Below are 19,453 nucleotides of genomic sequence, written 5' to 3' on the forward strand. Positions count from 1 at the left end.
AGAAGCGAAGCCACCGATCATTCTAGCCACTGCAGCTAGATAAAATAAAAGCCCTCTATATGATTAGAGGGCTCTTATTTTTTCGTTATGTGTCGGTAAGTCGATATATTAAAAAAACCGCCGATATAATTTCATTTACTGTTACGCAACACAAAAAAGAGCTATTCCTAAACGATGGGAATAGCTCTTTTTCTTATGCAACCTTCTCTTCCGAAGTAACTCCGCGAATTTCATCAGCAGAGCGGATCGGATATTTACGGAACACAATAGATCCGATGTATCCGACAATAGTGGTAACGATCCCACATAATATAGCAGCAATTGTTACTTTTACAACGTCATTAAATCCGAATAAGACAAGAAGTCCTGGGATTGGTGATGCTGTTCCTGGTGCATTATTAACGAGCTGGAACAGAGAGGTAATAATACCAGCAAGTGCACCGCCAACGAAGTTTGTCGCATAAATTGGAATCGGATTTGCTGAAACAACATCGGCTTGTGTTAAAGGCTCGATTGCTACAGCAATTGTATCTTTCTTTGAACAAATTTTTAAGCGTTTAAAGAAAATAAAGTTCATTGGGGCTGAAGCTGCTACAGCCAGACTACCAATTGCCATTGGTAAACCTGTTAATCCAAGCATTGCAGTTAGTGCCATAGAACTCAGTGGAGAGGTAGAAATAACTGTTATTAATCCACCAAGCATAATACCCATAATGATAGGACTTTCTGTAGTTGCAACTGAAATCATAGAACCGATTTTACCAAGTGTGGCGTTAACGAGCGGATCCATAAGCATTGCCATTCCGCGTGAGATTGGTGCAGCGATAAATAGGATTGCTAAAAATTCCACACCAGCTGGTAATTTCTTTTCGAGAAATTTCACGACGAAGGCACAAACGTATCCAGCGAAAAATCCTGGTAAAATACCAAATCCACTAGTAGCGATACCAATTAAAACAGCATATACGGGGGAAACACCGATTGCTAATGCGACTAAAATCGCTGCTGCGACACCGCTCATACTACCGGAAGCTTCTCCTACTGATTGTAAAAAGTCATTATGAAACATTTCTCCACCTATATAACGGTGAAATGCTTCAATAAGAAAACTTGCAATTGCTGCATTAGCTAAAGCGCCCATCGCCTTCATTCCGTAAGGCGCACGGTAACTGAAAAGTGTAAATAGACAAAGTACAACAAGTAATAGTGCTAAACCTTGCAAGATAGCCATTTGAAAACTGTCTCCTTTGATTTTTGTAATAAAAATTCGTATCATTCAATAATAATATAAAAGTGTATGAAACGGAAAAATTTTTTCTTGGGAACTGGTTGTAAGAAAAAATCCCTTACAATAATGTAAGGAAAGTGTAAGACTTTTAGATAGAGTATAGTATGCTCTTTTCCGTATAATACAAGTATAGATATAATACTAGCGAGAAAGAAGTGCAAACAGGAGGTTCATGTATGAAATTGGTAATTAAAGTTTTAGCTGTATTCGCCATTATTCTAGGTGGAACAGCGTATTATTTGAACACAAAAACAGAAGGTGTACATGCTTTTGTAGACAACTTCTTTTCAAATAAAGAAATACAAGATTATTATGCGGTTATAGATAAAGGTGAGAAAAAAGACGGAGAATACTTGTATACTTTTAAAGGGTATACAGAAGATGGAAAGTTACAAGTTATTAAAAGAATGATGAACCGTGAATTGCATACGGGGGCGTTTATAAAAATTTATGCAAAAGGTATGCAAGGAAAAGGATGGGCTGAAATCCCGAAAGAATCCATTCCGCAAAAAGCGTTGGAAAAAATAGAAAAACCATAAAAGGAGCGACTCATTCGCTCCTTTTTTAGTACGTTAAAATAGTGATAGATGTCTTCTCTTTGTGAGAAATAATTTTTGCATGTCCACCAATTGGAAAAGTGAAAATCGGGGTTGTATGCCCGAAACTTGCGTTTGCAATGATAGGGATATGTGCAAGTTCAGGTTTTGAAGCAATCATTTCTTGAATGTCTTCTATCGTACATTCTGCACCTTTTTGCATCTTTCCTATAACGATTCCCTTTATGTATTCAAAACCTTGCTGCTGCATAAGGGAATGTAAATAACGATCAAAAGTTTTAAGAGTAGATGTTCCAGTTAAACTATCTTCTTCAATAAATAAAATTTTCTCCTTTAAATTTGGCATATATGGTGTACCTTGCAGTAAGTTAAATGTGCTCATATTGCCACCGATAATATCTCCCGTAGCTTCTCCTTCTTGAATTGAAACATATCCTTCATTTTTAATAAATTCTCGATTTTCCTGATCTATATACCAAGAATCATCGCTCCATGTTTCAGATGGAAGGACTTCAATAGGCTCATTAGAAGTTAAGCACTTTAAAAAGTAATCGGTTGTATATCCGAGCCCTTTCTCCATTCCAAACGAAGAGAAATGGGGTCCTGAATATGTAACAAGCCCTGTTTTTGCGTAAATTGCATTATTTAAGGCAGTAATATCAGAATAACCACAGAAAAATTTCGGGTTTTCACGAATTAAATCATAATCGAGATGTTTCAATAAACCATTTGAGTTGTATCCGCCAAGTGTAGTCAAAATAGCTTTTACATTAGAGTCTCGAAATGCTTCATGGAGGTCTTGAATGCGGGAAGAAATAGAGGAGGAAGCAAATCGATCTATCTCATCAGCATATTTTGAGAATGTAACTTGAAAGCCCATGTCAGTTAATCTTTTTATAGCAAGTTTTCTATTTTCATTTGAAACAATACTTAAACTACACGATGGTGAAATCACTCGTATTTCAGCACCCTTTTTTAACTTTGTTGGTATCACTACATTCACCTCTTTAATTGAAAGAATATTTAGATTTAAAAAATATTTTATCATATGAAATAAAGTAGAAGTGAATTATTTTTTGAAATGGAGTTTTCCTGATTTTTCAGCAGACAGACAGAGTCTTTTTTTGATATGATAGGAAAAGTGATTTATTATAAGTAGTATTTAATATCTATAACATTTGAAAGGTGTGCAAGACGTGGAGAAACAACTTGCAGGCTTGCCGGTACACGTTCATTTCGTAACAGAAATCCGTGAAGGGGCGAGGAAGGAAACCGTTGCTTTTGAAGCAAATGGTCAATACTATGTAAAAGGTCAAGGTACATATGTAACATTCCAGGAGCCGAACGAACAAGGCGAAGTGAAAACAATTATTAAAATTCAAGATGAACAAGTTCTCATTATGCGTTCAGGTGCTGTTTCTATGCGTCAGACGCATGTGAAAGGTGAATGGACAACTGGTACGTATACGAGTGAACTTGGTACGTTTGCATTGCAAACAAAGACTGATAACGTTCTTTTTAAATGGTCGGATGAAAAGAAAAAAGGACAACTCTTCTTAACGTACGCATTGCTTCTAAGTGAACAAGAAGCTGGCAGATATACTATTACAATTAATTTGAAGGAGGCAAAATAATGAATTCCTTAGAACAGGTAAAAGGATTGATTAAAGAAGAAATTCAGGCTGCTGTATTAAAGGCAGAATTAGCGACAGAAGAACAAATTCCAAACGTTGTATTAGAATCTCCAAAAGATAAAACAAATGGTGACTTCTCTACAAATATGGCAATGCAACTTGCACGCGTTGCGAAAAAAGCACCTCGTATGATTGCAGAAGAACTAGTTGCAAACTTCGATAAAGCAAAAGCTTCTATTGAAAAAATCGAAATCGCTGGTCCTGGTTTTATTAACTTCTATATGGATAATAGCTACTTAACAGATTTAATTCCAACAATCGTAAACGCTGGTGAAGCTTACGGTGAAACGAATACTGGTAAAGGTGAAAAAGTACAAGTTGAGTTCGTATCTGCGAATCCAACAGGTGACCTTCACTTAGGACATGCACGCGGTGCGGCAGTAGGTGACACTTTATGTAACCTATTAGCAAAAGCAGGATACGATGTATCTCGTGAGTACTACATTAATGACGCTGGTAACCAAATTCATAACTTAGCTCTTTCTGTTGAAGCTCGTTACATGCAAGCTTTAGGCTTAGAAAAAGAAATGCCAGAAGACGGATACCATGGTGCGGATATCATTGGAATTGGTAAACGTTTAGCAGAAGAATTCGGTGATCGTTATGCGAAAGCTGATGAAAAAGAAAGCTATGAATTCTACCGTGAGTACGGTTTAAAATATGAATTAGCAAAACTTCAAAAAGACTTAGAAAGCTTCCGCGTTAAATTTGATGTATGGTTCTCAGAAACATCATTATACAAAAACGGGAAAATTGATCAAGCACTTGCTGTATTAAAAGAGCGCGACGAGATCTTTGAAGAAGACGGTGCAACTTGGTTCCGTTCAATGACTTACGGTGACGATAAAAACCGTGTATTAATTAAAAATGACGGTTCTTACACATACTTAACGCCAGATATCGCGTATCATCGTGATAAATTAGAGCGTGGTTTCGATAAGTTAATTAACATTTGGGGTGCTGACCATCACGGTTATATTCCACGTATGAAAGCTGCTATTCAAGCACTTGGTTACGATAAAGACACGCTTGAAGTAGAAATCATCCAAATGGTACAACTATACCAAAATGGTGAAAAAATGAAGATGAGTAAGCGTACGGGTAAAGCAGTTACACTTCGTGAGCTTATGGAAGAAGTAGGCGTGGACGCAATGCGTTACTTCTTCGCAATGCGTAGCGGTGACTCTCATTTAGACTTCGATATGGACTTAGCTGTATCAAAATCTAATGAAAACCCAGTATACTATGCACAATACGCTCACGCTCGCGTATGCAGCATCCTTCGCCAAGGTGAAGAATTAGGATTAGCTACAGGTGGAGACGTTAACTACAAACTTGTTACTTCTGAAAAAGAAGTAGAGTTACTGAAAAAACTTGGTGAATTCCCAGCGGTAGTTGCGGATGCAGCACAAAAACGTCTACCACACCGTATTACAAACTATGCATTTGAATTAGCAGCAACATTACACAGCTTCTACAATGCAGAAAAAGTATTAAACCAAGATAATTTAGAATTAAGTAAAGCTCGTTACGAGTTAATGAAAGCAGTACGCACTACACTTCAAAATGCATTAGCAATCGTAGGAGTATCTGCACCAGAAAAAATGTAATTAAGAAAAGCGGAAGCGGCTCGTTTAGAATAGGAGGGGGATGGAGCTCCTGACAGAGAGGCGTACTTTGCCTCGGAGGAAGGCGCGAAGCCACCGAGTATTCTAGCCGCTGGAGCTGGACAATAAAGAAAAGCGGAGCCGACTGTTTAGTCCCGAAGGCTAAGGTTCTTTCCCACAGAAGATGCATTTTATCTTCTAGTGGGGAAGGTTCTTAGACAGAAGGGGCTAGGAGGCAGAGCTGGACATAAAGAAAAGCGGAAGCGGACTTTCGTTTTTAAATAAAAGGCAATCACACGATGTTGTGATTGCCTTTTTATGTGGAGATAATAAAAAAATAAAATTTTATCAAACAAAAAGGGAATTTGCGTCGTCTTATATAAATGACAGGAGGTTTATGATGGAAGAAAAGGTAGAAGAATTAATTGATATATATAAGAAGCAAATATATTCCTTATGCTATAAGTTAGCAAAGACGAAAGAAGACGCGGAAGATATTTTTCAAGAGACATGGATAAAAGTTTTTTCATCGCGGCACCAACTTTCTTACGTGGAGAATTATAAAAAATGGATTACTACAATTTGTGTTCGTACGTTTTATGATTTTTATCGTAAGAAAAAAAGGTGGAAAGATCGAATATTGGATTTGTTTCATAAAGAGGATGGTGGAGAAATAGATTTCGCAGATGATGTGAATATATCAGAAGAATTTATTCAAAAAGTGGAAGCGGAAATGATACGGGAATTTATACAGCTATTGAATGAAAAATATAAAACCGTGCTCGTACTCTACTATTATGAACAATACTCTTATAAAGAAATGAGCGAAATATTAAATACACCGATTGGTACGGTAAAGTATCGGCTTAATTATGGGAAAAAGAAAATGCGAGAACATTTGGAGGGGTTCGTTCATGAAGGAAGATAAATTTGAACAGAAAATAAAGAGCAGTTTAGCAGAAGAGATAACTCCAAGCGAAGAGCTAATAAATAACACGAAGCAGGGCGTGCGAAAGGCTCAGAAGTTAGAGAGGAAATGGATGATTTGTATTCACACCATTTGGATTGTTTTGCTAACAATTGTTATAGAACAATTTGTCACTCATTTGGATTATAAAATTCCTATGTTAATAGCCATTGTGATTATGATGCATGTATACATTCCGATATATGTTGTAATACAGTCATTTTTAAAGAAGGAGTATAAATTACATGAATGAGTTCGCTAATCCGTTTGTACTATTTGAAGTAGCTGGAGTGACGATGTTTTTAGCTTTTATAGCACTTTTAATATGTGTTGCATCATGGGTATATACAGATGCTAAAGCACATCAAATGAGTAAAGGATGGAGTGTCTTAGCGGTTATATTTCCATTTTTTATCGGTTTTTTGTTATATATGGTAAGAAGAAGTAAAAAGAAAGTTGAAGGAGAATATAAGATGAACTTTGTTAAAAAACAGAAAGTAACATTAGTTGCGATATTGGCAAGTACAATGTTTGTATTACTTAGTGGTTTTGCTTTTGCACAAACGTTAGATGACGCGTGGAAAGCAGGAGATATATATTTAGAAAATGAGAAGCAAGGGGAGACAAGTTACGAGGCGAAATTCTCATCATGGGATATTGCCGGTAAAGATATTGAACTTCAGTATGAGAAGGACACAGAAGTGACATTTTCTTATGAGACAGATGCAAAACGAGGGAACTTATGCTTTAGCGTGTATGAAAGACGAGGAGAAGGTATAAAAGAGTTAAAGGAAATCTGTGAATCGAAAAAAGGTAGTTTTACAGTTACTTTAAAAGCAAATGAAGAGTATGTATTGAATATAAGCGGATTAAAAGTGAAAGATGGATTCGTAAAAGTGAATTGGCAAGAGAAATAAAAGGGGCCCTATAAAGGACCTCTTTTTTATTGAATAGTATAAGTAACAGAAAAACTAACAGGACTATAGTAAACGTAAGGTGCATGAAATTGAACATACATATTTCCATCTGTTTTTGCAGTGAAAATTCGGCCGTAACCATCAGAATAACGTCCAATTAGGTTATGATTTGAGTCATAAACACTGTAACTAGGAGTTTTGCTGTTAGGATGAATTGTTAGTTCTTGTCCTTTTTGAAGGAAAATAGGTTCTTGTTCAGAACTACCTCCAGTTTGCAAAGAATAAAATTTTGTAAAGCTTTGTTCTTGAGCGGCAGCAGCGACTTTTGTTTCAGGAATAAACGCAGTAGCTCCAGTAATTCCTGCTAAAGTTAATGCACCTGCTAAAATCATTTTTTTCATAATAGAAAAAGCCTCCTTATTAGTTGTAATCGGTGTTGTTACAGTTAATATTGTATACGATAATGGGTAGGATAAAATATGCTTTTATGCATATATATTTTTTCTCAATAAAAGACCACTGATAAAATCAGTGGTCTTTTAAATGATTAAGCAGCTTTCTGTTCAGTTTGAGGAACAGGTTTTTGAAGCGAGTTATAAACTCCTGTTCCGATAACGTCTAATGCCATTCTCATTCGTTCAGGTGAAATGTTTTCTAATACGTTATCTTGAGGTGTATGGTATACCTTCTCAATATGATAGATTAATGGATTCCAACTATCGACACCCATCCAAATGAATAGAGCAGCAGGAATACCAGCTTCAGCAAATGGAACATGATCACTAGAACCGAATTTACCTTGTAGGACGAGGTCATTATTTAGTTGTTTACCTGCTTGCAAGGCAGCGTCTGTTACAAAGTTTGTAGAGCCATCAGGTGTCATAGCGTATAAATTCTTTGCTTTATCATAATTTGTTGCAACCATGTCGGCGTTAAAGACACCTAAAATACGGTCGCGTTCTTTCTGGGATAGACTATTCACGTAATAATCCGAACCAAGTAATCCAGTTTCTTCAGAACCAAAGGTAATAAAGCGAATTTCTTTATCAGTTTCTACATTTTGAAAAGCACGAGCTAGTTCTAATACTAATCCAGTTCCAGAAGCATTATCATTTGCGCCAGGTGCTCCGACAACACTATCATAGTGCGAGCTTACAACGACTGCTTTCTCATTACCTGTACTCTTTTTTGGTTTCTTTTTGGCGATAACATTTAGAGATGTTAATTTAGATTCATGTCTCGCTTTTAGGGAAAGAATTGTTGTCCCTTTTTTAGCGATTTCTTCTTTAAATGCATTTCCTTGCGCATAAGCAAGACCAAAGACAGGGATAGACTGCTTTTTCGTTAGGCGGGGATTGAAGGTTTGTCCATAATTTCCGCGTCCGCCAATTAAACTGTATAAAAGAACACCTTTTGCACCTTTGCTAACAGCATTTTCAACTTGTTTATTATAGTCTGTAACTGTCGTTCCTCTTTCAAATAAAACAATTTTACCGTTTACTTCATTTGGAATATCTTCTAATTTTGTCCCACCTTGAACAAAGATAAGGGGAGCTGTAACAGCTTCTGTAGAAATGAGTGCATTAGGAGCAGCACCAGCTTGCCAATTACGTTTTGTTGATAGTGGTGATTCAATGAATCCAACGTATTGATCGGGCACCTGAAATGGTTGATATTCTACGTCATAGCCCATTGATTTAAGCTGCATACCAATGTAACGAGAAGCCCATTCTTCGGATTTTGTTCCACCGGGGCGAGGACCAATTGTTTCAGATAAGAAACGAACATGTTCAATCGCGCGGTTTGGATCAATCTGTTTTGTAATAGATGGAGTTTGTGTAACCTCTGACGTGGAATCCGCTTTTGCTTGCCCAATTGGAGCTAAGCTAACAGCGAGTGATACAGCAAGCAAAGAGCTTACTATTTTTTGTTTCAATGATTTTCTCATTTTTTCCTCTCCTATTCTTCTATTCTCTGTGACTGACAAAAGAAGACGGATAATGACTTTATTTTACCTTCGAGTCTTTTATTTTTCAATATTCTGACATTGAGAAATAAAAACAATATATGCATATTTGCATATTTTTGAGGAAGATATGTATGCTATCATTTTAAACGAAGGTTCGCTTTCTACTCTGAAAGCTCCTACATTGCATGAATCTAGTGTACCCAAACTTTAGATTATGTAGAGAAATGGAACCACTGTAGGGTTTCATTTCTCATGTTTGAATCAGTTGATGGTAATTATGTTTCCGCATTTCATAATTATTATCAGTGATATATGTAAGGCATCCATATGAAAATAAGAGGCTGTTCAAAGGTTTTCCGTACTTTTGGGCAGCCTCACCCCGTTAAAAGGACGATACTTTATGTATCGTCCTTTTTGTATAAAAAAACATCCAATCAATTGAGAGATTGATTGGATGTGAAAAAATTATTAATAATTTTTTTTGCGTTTTGTAGCCAAAATACTTAATAATCCAGCTAGTAGAAGAAGGATACCTACTGTTTGTGTAGGGTCTTCTTTATGACCTGTATTTGGAAGGTGTTTATCCGTATTTCGATCATCTTGCTGTTTGTTATCTGTTTTATTCGATGTTTCTTCGGAAGTTCCGTTTTCGTGTTTCTCAGATGTTTCATTGCCTTTGTTCTCTTCTTTATTTGGAGGAGTAACTGGCTTGTCATCTCCACCTGACGAAGATTCAATTTTTTTATTTGAAACTGTAATTTGTAGTGGTGTAGCTTGGGCTTTATCAATTGTAAAGTTTATTGGTGATGCATCTAATTGATAGCCATTAGGAGCCTGTGTTTCTACTAATTGATAATTACCAGGTTTCAAATCATTTACGATTACTTTTCCGTGTTGGTCTGTTTTTAAACCTTCTCGGATGATTTTTCCATCTTGGTCTAAAATATTGAAAATGGCACCTTCAAGTGTTCCATGGTGATCAATATCAACTTTAGTTAACTCAATTGAACCTGTTGTTAAACTATTTAAAGCTGTAACAGAGGTAATCTGAGATTGTCCTTTCGTAATTGTGAAAGGAATTGGTTTAATGTTTAAATCATAGCCAGTTGGAGCTTTCGTTTCAATGAACTGATAATCTCCCGGACGTAAATCAGAAACAGAAATCTTCCCATCTTTATCAGTAGTTAAATCAGAACGAACATCCTTGCCGTCCATATCTACAATTTTAAAGATTGCTCCTTCAAGAGTAGTACCATCGATGTCATCAACTTTAGTTAATTCAACTGCGCCTTTAGTTAAGCTGTTAGTAGCAGTAACAGAGGCGATTTTTTCTTGTCCTTTTTTAACTGTGAACTTAATAGGTGTTTTGTTTAAGTCATAGTGTTCAGGAGCTTTCGTTTCGATAAACTCATAGTCTCCTGGCGGTAATTCATCCACAACTAAACGGCCGTTTTTATCAGTAGTTAAATCGGTACGAACATCGTGTCCATCCTTATTAACAATTTTAAATACTGCACCTTCAAGTGTTATGTTTTGCTTGGCATCATCAACTTTAATTAACTCAACACTACCTTCCGTTAAGCTATTAATAGCTGTAACGAAGACATGCTTTGTTTGACTTCTTTCGATTGTGAACTTAATTGGTTCTTCATTTAAGTCGTAATGTTTAGGAGCTTTTGTTTCAATAAATTGATAGTCTCCTGGTTGTAAGTCTTTAGCGATGATTTTTCCGTCTTTATTGGTAACTAAATTCGTACGAATGTCGTTACCGTTCAGATCAGTAATTTTAAATACCGCACCTTCTAGCATTTCTTTCTTATCTATAGAGTCAACTTTCGTTAATTCCACGCCACTTTTTGTTAGGCCATTCTTAGCAGTAACAGAAGCGTGAGTTAGTTGACTTCTTTCGATAGTGAAGCTAATAGGTGTTTTATTTAAATCGTAATCTTTCGGAGCTTTCGTTTCAATGAATTGATAGTCTCCTGGGCGTAAGTTCGTAGCAGTAATCTTACCATCTTTATCAGTAGTTAAATCAGTGCGAACAATTTTACCTTTCGCATCGATGATGTTAAACACTGCATCAGAAAGTTTTGTATCTGGATTTATATCATCTACTTTTATTAATTCTACAGAACCCTCAGTTAAGCTATTTGTAGCAGTAACTTGGAGCTTTTCTTTTTGGCTTTTCTTAATTGTAAACTTAATAGGTGTACTATCTAATTTATAGTGTTCAGGAGCTTTCGTTTCAACAAACTGATAGTCCCCAGGACGTAAATCAGAAACAGAAATTTTTCCGTGTCCATCTGTTGTAAGCTCAGTACGAATGTCTTTACCATTCAGATCAGTAATTTTAAATACCGCATCTTTAAGAGCAGTACCATCTACATCATCCACTTTAGAAAGTTCCACAGCGCCTTTCGTTAAGCTATTTGTAGCTGTAACGGAGATAGGATCAGCTTGGCTCTTTGTAATTGTGAATGGAATTGGCTCTTTGTTTAAATCGTAGTGTTTCGGAGCCGTTGTCTCGATGAATTGATAATCACCAGGACGTAGGTCAGAAACGCTAATTTTACCTTGTTGATTCGTAACAAGATTTTTGCGAATTACAGTACCATTCATATCCACAATTTTAAATACTGCGCCTTCAAGAGTAGTGCCATCGACGTCATCCACTTTAGAAAGTTCCACGCCGCCTTTTGTTAAACTATTTTTCATAGTAACGGTAGCAATATCTTTTTGGCTTTTTTCAATTGTAAATATAATTGGTTTTTTGTCTAAATCATAGTGTTCAGGAGCCGTTATTTCAACGAATTGGTACGTACCAGGACGTAAGTTTTCGATAACGATTTTACCTTCACTGTTTGTTTTTAAATCTGTTTTAAGTACTTTGCCATCTTGATCTAGTAAATTAAATACCGCATCGGCAAGTTTTGTTTGAGTGTTTAAATCATCAACTTTAAGTAATTCGATACTACCTTGTTTTAAGCTATTTGTAGCAGTTAAAGAAATAGCTTTCTTCTGTCCTTTTTCAATAGTGAATTTGATTGGTGTTTCATCTAAAACGTAATGCTTCGGAGCTTTCGTTTCGATAAATTGGTAATCACCAGGACGTAGGTCGTTAATTTCGATTATTCCTTGTTCATTTGTAACAAGGTCTTTATGAACTACATCACCATTCATATTAACAATTTTAAATACTGCATCTTTAAGAACAGTGCCATCAACATCATCAACTTTAGCAAGTTTAACTGCACCCTTTGTTAAAGCATTTGTAGCAGTGACATGAAGAGTTTCAGTTTGGCTCTTTTTAATTGTAAATACGATAGGTTTTTTATCTAAATCGTAATGTTCAGGAGCAATTGTTTCAACGAATTGATACGTACCAGGACGTAGGTTTTCAACAACAATTTTACCTTCATCATTTGTTTTTAAGCCTTCTTTAACTAGCTCTCCGTCTGCATCTAATAAATTAAATACGGCGTTAGCAAGTTTTGTATTTATATCAATATCGTCAATCTTTGTTAGTTCAACGCTACCGTTTTTCAAAGCATTTTTGCCTGTAACATTGATCTCTTTCGTTTGACTTCTTTCAATTGTAAATGGAATCGTTGTTTCATCTAATACATAGTGCTCAGGAGCTTTTGTTTCAATGAACTGATAGTCTCCAGGGCGTAAATCAGAAACAGAAATTTTACCGTTTTTATCTGTAACAAGATTCGTATGAACTTCCTTACCATTCATATCAACAATCTTAAAGATTGCACCTTCGAGCATCGTACGATCGATGTCGTCAATTTTTGTTAATGTTACTGCACCTTTCTTTAAACTGTTAGTAGCAGTAACAGTAATATTCTCTTTTTGACTTTTTTCGATAGTGAATGGAATAGGGTCTTGGCTTAAGGTATAGTCTTTTGGAGCTTTTACTTCAATAAATTGATAGTCTCCAGGACGTAAATCAGAAGCAGAAATTTTACCGTTTTTATCAGTCGTTAAACCTTTGCGAATTACCTTTTTAGTATCATGAGCGTCAACGATTATAAATTCTGCACCTTCAAGAATAGTGCCATCAACATCATCAACTTTTGTTAAAGTGACGCCACCTGTAAGTAAACTGTTTTTTACAGTAACAGGGATAGGAAGATCTTCCTTACTACCTTTTTTAATTGTGAACTTAATAGGTGTTTTGTCTAATTTATAATGTTCAGGGGCTTTTGTTTCGATAAATTGATAATCCCCTGGTGCTAAATCAGGAATAACTAATACTCCGTAATCATCTGTTGTTAAATCTTTCATAATTTCTTTGCCAGTTGCATCTTGCAATGTGAATACAGCGCCGGCAAGAGCTTTACTACTTTCCACATCATCTTCTTTAATAAGTTTAACTTTTCCTTTCGTTAAACTATTTTTAAATGTAAGTGGAAGGAGTTTTTGTTGTCCTTTTTCGATTGTAAATTCAATTGGTTCTACATTTACATCGTAATAAGTTGGAGCCTTTGTTTCGATAAGCTTATAGTTACCAGGACGTAAGTCATCTACAACTAGCATTCCTTTACTATTCGTAACAAGGTCCGTACGAACATCTTCATTAGTATCTCTATTAACGATTTTAAATACTGCACCTTCAAGTGTTTCCTTTTCATCTGCAGCATTCACTTTTGTTAACTCAATACCGCCTTTTGTTAAGCTGTTTTTAGCGGTAACAGTAGCCTGAGTTGTTTGACTTTCTGTAATCGTAAATTTAATTGGTTTTGTATTTTTGTCGTAATACTTCGGTGCTGTTACTTCGATAAATTTATAATCGCCAGGGCGTAAGCCAGTAGCGATAGCTTTACCATCCGCACCAGTTTTTACATTTTCGCGAATAACTTTCTTTTCATCATTTGCATCAACAATTTTAAATACAGCACCTTCAAGAGCTGTACCATCGATATCATCAACTTTTGTTAATTCAACATCTCCTGGTTTTAAAGCATTTTCAGCTTTCACAAGTAGAGTTTCTTTCTGACTTCTATCGATTGTAAATTCAATAGGTTCTGCTCGTAAAACGTAATGTTCAGGAGCAGCTATTTCAATAAATTTATACGTACCAGGACGTAGGTTACTAACTTTAACTTTACCGTGTTTATCAGTAGTTAAGTTAGTGTGAGGGGAAACGTCATTATTATTTGTATCGACAAGTTTGAATACAGCACCTTCTAGTGGTTTTTTCTCACCAAACTCATCAACTTTTAATAATTCAACCTCGCCCGTTTTTAAGCTGTTATTTGCCGTAACAGTAGCAAGAGCTTGTTGGCTTTTATCAATTGTAAACTCGATAGGGTTTGTACTTAACGTATAATCCTTAGGAGCTTCTGTTTCGATAAATTTATAAGCACCAGGCTCTAAATCTTTAACGGTAACTTTTCCATCTGAACCTGTTTTTATATTTTCACGAATTACTTGTTTCTCGTCATTCGCATCGACAATTTTAAATACAGCACCTTCAAGGGCAGTGCCATCGACATCATCGACTTTCGTTAAAGTGACACCACCTTTAATGAGGTGATTTGTCGCTGTAACAGTAAGTGCTTTCTTTTGACTTTTTATAATTGTAAACTCAATTGGTTTTTTATCTATGTCGTAATCTTTAGGTGCTTTTTCTTCGACAAATTGATAGTCTCCAGGGCGTAAATCTTTTGCTTCGATTTGTCCTTGATCATTTGTCGTTAATTTTTCATATCCACGAATTACTTTGTTATATCGATCGCGTACACTGAACTCCGCACCTGCTAAAGTTTTTCCATCTTTATCGAATTTTGTTAAAATGGCCGATCCTGGAATCAAACTGTTTGTTGCAGTTCGGTTTATTACTGTTGTTTGATCTTCTTTGATTGTGAATTGTATAGGTGTACTGTCTAATTTATAATGCTCAGGAGCAGTTGTTTCTTGTAAGTAGTAAGTTCCTGGTTTTAAATTATCTACAGTAATTTGTCCTTGATTATTTGTTGTTAATTTTTCGTGTTCTGAAATTATTTTTTTGTCTTTATCAAGTAGTGTGAAAACGGCACCTTGCAGTGTGACGTTTTTATTCAGGTCATCAGACTTTGTTAAAACTACTTTACCGACAAACTTCTTATTTGCAAGTTTATATGTTGTAGTCTCTTGTGTACCAAGTTCAACAATTTTCCCTTGTTTTAAATCCCAGCTAATTACATAGCCTTCAGGAGCCTTTGTTTCTTTTAATAAATATTTATCGCGTTTTAAATTATTAAATTTAGCGATACCGTCTTTGTCTGTTGTAATTTTACGGATAACAGTTTTACCTGTACGATCGTATAAAGTAAATTCTGCCCCAGCTAATAGTGCGTTCTTATTGTCGTTATCTACCTTTATAATTTCAAGGTTTCCACGGCCTTTAGTAGCAGATCCTCCGCCTGAACCAGAAGACATTCTCACTTCAATCGTTTCAGTAGTTTCTGTGTTTTTAACTGTCAACTTATTGCCTGTGATTTTCGCTTTATTACTTACTTTTTCTTTATCGTCTGCATTAATAAGTGAGCGATATTCTAAAATATAAGCTCGATCAATTTTTTTCAAGAAGGCAATTTCGAAATGTTGCTTTCCGGTATTATTGTCTGTTGTTATTTTGAGTTTATAGTCTGTTCCTTCTTTTAATTCGTTTACTGTATCTTTTGTTAAATTTCCATATGGATCAACAGTTGTAGGATATAAGTGGAATGAATCTTCCACAATTACCTGATTTTCGGTTGGATCATCTGTTACAACGGCATCTGCAATGGTTGATTGGCTTTCGTTAATTGCGATACTCCAATTAATATAGTTGTCGTCTTGCACAGCTTTTTTAGTAACGAAGCTGCCACCTTTATTTACTTGAGTGTCACCTGTAAGGGTGTTTACGATTTTAGAGCCATCTTTTAAATCTGCCTCGTTTTTGTAGGTGCCTTGGATAAGTTCACCATCAAGGCTTGTTTTAAAGATAATATAGTAAGGTGAATTAATTGATTGTTTGAAATGAACCTTTAGGGTGTTTTTATTTTTCTCTGTAGGTTCTTCAAGTTCATATTTCTCAGTTGGTACAGCATTACCAGGTTGTGCATTATCAGGATTTCCATTTAGAATCATATCGCGCACTTCAATGGATCCAGGCACTAATTTTTGTTTATCTTGTATTACGTCTATAACATAAGGATCTTTAATCTCAACATTATTATAGTTAAAGCCTATTATCCAAGTAATTTCCTTCGTTTGGGCGTTATAAGAACCGTATTTATAACCATTTGCCTTTGTGAAAGTATCAGGATCGAAATTAGCTTCAACTTTATTTGATTGTGGATTAGAATCCGTATCTATCCAAGAAAGGTTACCTGTATTTTTAAATGAAGTTTTACCACTTTCTAGCTTTGTATAATCAAAGTCTGTCGTATATTTTACGACTAATGTCTTTGTCATATTAGACTGATACGTACCTATAAGAGTAATTTTGAAGCCTTTATCTGTTACATCTAAAACATAGTCAGTCCCAGCTTGAAGGGTATAATTTCCGTCTTTAATTTCTAGTTTCTTATCTTTTAATTGTAATCCACCATGATCAAAGGTGTCCGTAATAATCGCGTTGCTTAATGGATAGTTGTTATTATTTACTATAATTGTCCAAGTTGTTGTTTTGTCTTTATAATTTGTTTCAGCTTTATTATTAGATTTAATAATATTTTGCTGCTTGAAGCTAGCTTCATTTTCTTTACTTGAATCATTATCAGCTGTAACTTTATTTTTTACTTTTCCATCTTCTATAACTTTATTAGTTGGCTTGGTTTTATAGGTAATCACATAAGCACTATTAATATCATCATTAAACTGTAAATCGAATCCATTCTTCTTGTTATTTACAGTGTAATTATTAACAGCGTCTCCTGTTACAAGCGTTCCTTTTTCATTATATGAAGCGTTTTTTACAACAATAGAATTTGCATCTAGTTCGTGTGTATCGTCAAAAATATCTTTTAAAATCGCATCAGCTTTTTTGATCTCTCTTTGATCACCATTGTAAGTAATTGTCCACTCAATTGTTTGCGTCTTTGGATCATATTTACTTGTTTTATTTAAGTGTGTACCACGAGAAACCGTTACAGTAGAACTTGCGTTTTGTTGCTTTTGATTATCACTCGTTATCGTAACGTTATTTCGGAAACTTTTAATATTTTCATCAGTAATTTTTGTGGCATATTCGATTTGATATGCTTTATTGATAGAATCTTTGAAAGCAATCTCCAATTTTGAGCCATCTGATGAAATAATATTGTAATCTGTTGGCTCAGCTTCTGCACCACGCGTTACATTCCCATTAACATCAACTTCTAAATAATAAACTTTAATAGAATCTTTATTTAAGCTTGTACCTTGTGGAATGTTATCTTTAAAAACAGCGTTTTTAAGGGGGTCTTTCGTTTTGTTCATCTCTACTTTCCAATTAATTTCATTTGTATTAATTGGTCTATCAGGTAAACCCTTTTTATTCGTAGCTGTTTGTACATTAGGCTTAAAGTCAACTGTAATAGAAACATCCTTATCTTTAATCGGGAAAGGAATTTCTTGTGTTGTTGTACCTTTAATTTCAGCTTTATTAAATTCTGTCTTTAATTGTAGGTTACCAGCAACATCTGGATGCTCTTCAACATAATCGTTGAATGTCATCGTGACTTTTCCATCTTTTGTAACAGTAAAATTACCAATTTGATGGTTTTCACTATCATATAAAGGACTGTTAATTGTATTGTAAATCTTAAAATGTTTAGGAAGATCAAAAATATAGTAATCTCCATTTTTCACATTCATTGATTTTAAAAGTTCCCATGTAAACTCAATATTGGCAGGGGAATCTGTACTTGGACGGTTATCCTCTGTAAATGGTTTTCCGTCTTTATCCGTCAACTTTACACTGGTTAAAATGTTTGTTGTTATTTGCTTTGGACCTGAATTTGTATTCTCAGCAGGGTCGCTTGCTAGCTTTTGTTCTGGATTGTCAGTAGCAATTTTAGCTGCTGGGTTTTGTTCCGGATTATCAGTGGCAGTTTTAGCTGCTGGGTTTTGTTCCGGATTATCAGTAACAGGTTTAGTTGTTGGGTTTTGTTCCGCATTATCAGTAACAGGTTTAGTTGCTGGATCTTGCTCCGGATTGTCAGTAACAGGTTTAGCTACTGGATCTTGCGCTTGTTTATTAGTATCCTGTTTGGTGCTATCTTCTTTAGAGTTTTCTACTTGAACAGGAACTGATATAGGCTGAACCATTGTTCCTAAAGGAAAAGCGATTTGAACTGATTTTTCTCCAGTTTTTAAAGTTGAGTTAAACACGGTATCAACTTTAATTTTTCCTTTAGCGTCTTTCAAATTTTCTACTTGATTATTAAATATTAATTTTAATTTATTATCTTTAGCTGTTATAAAATATTGACCAATATTTTTTTGATTTGTTACTAAATCTCCTTGCAAATCTTTAGATACTTTTAATGCAAGTGGTATTTGAACTACTGCTGTATCATTTGCGTGTGCAGCTTGTTGATCCTTTATTGACCAAGCGTATTCTACTTGAATGATTGATCCTATCTTTATTAAATTGTTAGGATTTTTTGCTTCGTCAATAATATGATTCGTTGCATCTTTCATTTCAACAGTGTCAAATAAGGAATCTCCTGTTAAGGTTTCCGCTTTTACTTGATTGTATGGAAAACTAGCAAGTTGCGAAAATAGTACGAATACAATTAAACATACATTGAAAAGTTTTTTCATTTTTCCTCCTCTGAACATTCATTTGTCCATTGGGGACTTATTCCACATGAACAAATGGAATATTAAAAGTATTTGTTATAAGCTATTTATTTTTGCTATCCCTCCGTTTCTATACGCGTTCTCAGACAAACAGGATTATGTTCAAAGTAAAATTGTTTAACGTAAAACAAAATGTATATTTACACAGTTCTATGGAAATATACACAATTCGACAAAAAATGTCGAAAAAAATACTGATATAAAGAATGATATCAGACCTTTATATGTGAGATAGTTTTCATGTATATCTAGTAAAAAAGAATGGTTATAAAGGTAAGTTTTACGATACATACTAACCAATGTAGTGTATCCCTTTGTGAAGGCTTATTTTTGCCTTAAAGTTATGTGGAGATAAAAAGCTAGATAGGGTTGGTTTTGGTCAGAATGAAGACAATATGTACTTTGAAAATAGTCATTTATTTTGTCTAAAGAGAGTTGTGCGATTAGTGGACCGAAGTTGAAAGATGATAGTTTCTTACATTGTTAGAGGAATATAAGAATTACAGAATATTCGACTAACACGTTACTACGGTCATTTTTGAGACTGTTTAAACAATAAGAAAGAAGGTGTTTTTAGTTACAATATCTTTTTAGTAAAGATAAGCTTAAGTAACCTCCGCTAAAGATTATAT

At 35.0% G+C, this 19,453-nt stretch carries 11 protein-coding genes; 6 read left to right on the top strand and 5 right to left on the bottom strand.

Going from position 1 to position 19,453, the window contains the following annotated elements; genetic code table 11:
- Positions 1 to 193: 193 nt before the first annotated feature.
- Complete coding sequence (locus tag ACTFR3_RS23145) at positions 194 to 1,231, bottom strand: PTS sugar transporter subunit IIC (protein WP_000996319.1); 1,038 nt, start codon at positions 1,229 to 1,231, stop codon at positions 194 to 196.
- Between the two features lie 233 nt (positions 1,232 to 1,464).
- On the opposite strand from ACTFR3_RS23145, the gene ACTFR3_RS23150 reads away from it, so the two are divergent.
- Positions 1,465 to 1,827, top strand: a complete 363-nt coding sequence (locus tag ACTFR3_RS23150; protein WP_000779921.1) for a YxeA family protein — start codon at positions 1,465 to 1,467, stop codon at positions 1,825 to 1,827.
- A gap of 25 nt (positions 1,828 to 1,852) precedes the next feature.
- On the opposite strand, the gene ACTFR3_RS23155 is transcribed toward ACTFR3_RS23150, so the two are convergent.
- Entirely contained in the window at positions 1,853 to 2,839 is a 987-nt protein-coding gene (locus ACTFR3_RS23155) for a S66 family peptidase (RefSeq protein ID WP_000613224.1), read from the bottom strand.
- Positions 2,840 to 3,041: 202 nt separating this feature from the next.
- Here ACTFR3_RS23155 and ACTFR3_RS23160 point away from each other — a divergent pair, with 202 nt between their 5' ends.
- From ACTFR3_RS23160 to ACTFR3_RS23180, 5 genes are all read left to right on the top strand, one after another.
- A complete protein-coding gene (locus tag ACTFR3_RS23160) occupies positions 3,042 to 3,479 on the top strand; it encodes a DUF1934 domain-containing protein (protein WP_000414867.1) in 438 nt (145 codons plus the stop codon).
- Positions 3,479 to 5,149 carry an arginine--tRNA ligase gene (gene argS, locus ACTFR3_RS23165; protein WP_001086454.1) on the top strand — a complete coding sequence of 557 codons (1,671 nt, stop codon included), beginning with the start codon at positions 3,479 to 3,481 and terminating at the stop codon, positions 5,147 to 5,149. The genes ACTFR3_RS23160 and argS overlap by 1 nt, the downstream gene beginning before the upstream one ends.
- A gap of 397 nt (positions 5,150 to 5,546) precedes the next feature.
- Positions 5,547 to 6,074 carry an RNA polymerase sigma factor gene (locus ACTFR3_RS23170; RefSeq protein ID WP_071740962.1) on the top strand — a complete coding sequence of 176 codons (528 nt, stop codon included), beginning with the start codon at positions 5,547 to 5,549 and terminating at the stop codon, positions 6,072 to 6,074.
- A complete protein-coding gene (locus ACTFR3_RS23175; protein WP_000656684.1) occupies positions 6,061 to 6,366 on the top strand; it encodes an ECF-type sigma factor negative effector in 306 nt (101 codons plus the stop codon). Before ACTFR3_RS23170 ends, ACTFR3_RS23175 begins: the two co-directional genes overlap by 14 nt.
- Complete coding sequence (locus ACTFR3_RS23180; RefSeq protein WP_001001596.1) at positions 6,359 to 7,030, top strand: ECF-type sigma factor negative effector; 672 nt, start codon at positions 6,359 to 6,361, stop codon at positions 7,028 to 7,030. The genes ACTFR3_RS23175 and ACTFR3_RS23180 overlap by 8 nt, the downstream gene beginning before the upstream one ends.
- 26 nt (positions 7,031 to 7,056) lie before the next feature.
- Here the strand turns inward: ACTFR3_RS23180 and ACTFR3_RS23185 are convergent, their stop codons facing one another.
- From ACTFR3_RS23185 to ACTFR3_RS23195, 3 genes are all read right to left on the bottom strand, one after another.
- A complete protein-coding gene (locus ACTFR3_RS23185; protein ID WP_000738221.1) occupies positions 7,057 to 7,431 on the bottom strand; it encodes a hypothetical protein in 375 nt (124 codons plus the stop codon).
- A 146-nt stretch (positions 7,432 to 7,577) separates the two neighbouring features.
- Positions 7,578 to 8,978 (bottom strand): M28 family metallopeptidase, encoded by a 1,401-nt coding sequence (locus ACTFR3_RS23190; RefSeq protein WP_001232218.1) that lies wholly within the window; start codon positions 8,976 to 8,978, stop codon positions 7,578 to 7,580.
- 489 nt (positions 8,979 to 9,467) lie between these two features.
- A complete protein-coding gene (locus tag ACTFR3_RS23195) occupies positions 9,468 to 18,782 on the bottom strand; it encodes a SpaA isopeptide-forming pilin-related protein (protein WP_440044829.1) in 9,315 nt (3,104 codons plus the stop codon).
- Between the last annotated feature and the right edge of the window lie 671 nt (positions 18,783 to 19,453).

Origin of the sequence: Bacillus cereus group sp. MYBK14-1 (genome assembly GCF_051916885.1) — a bacterium.
Taxonomy (GTDB): Bacteria; Bacillota; Bacilli; order Bacillales; family Bacillaceae_G; genus Bacillus_A; species Bacillus_A cereus.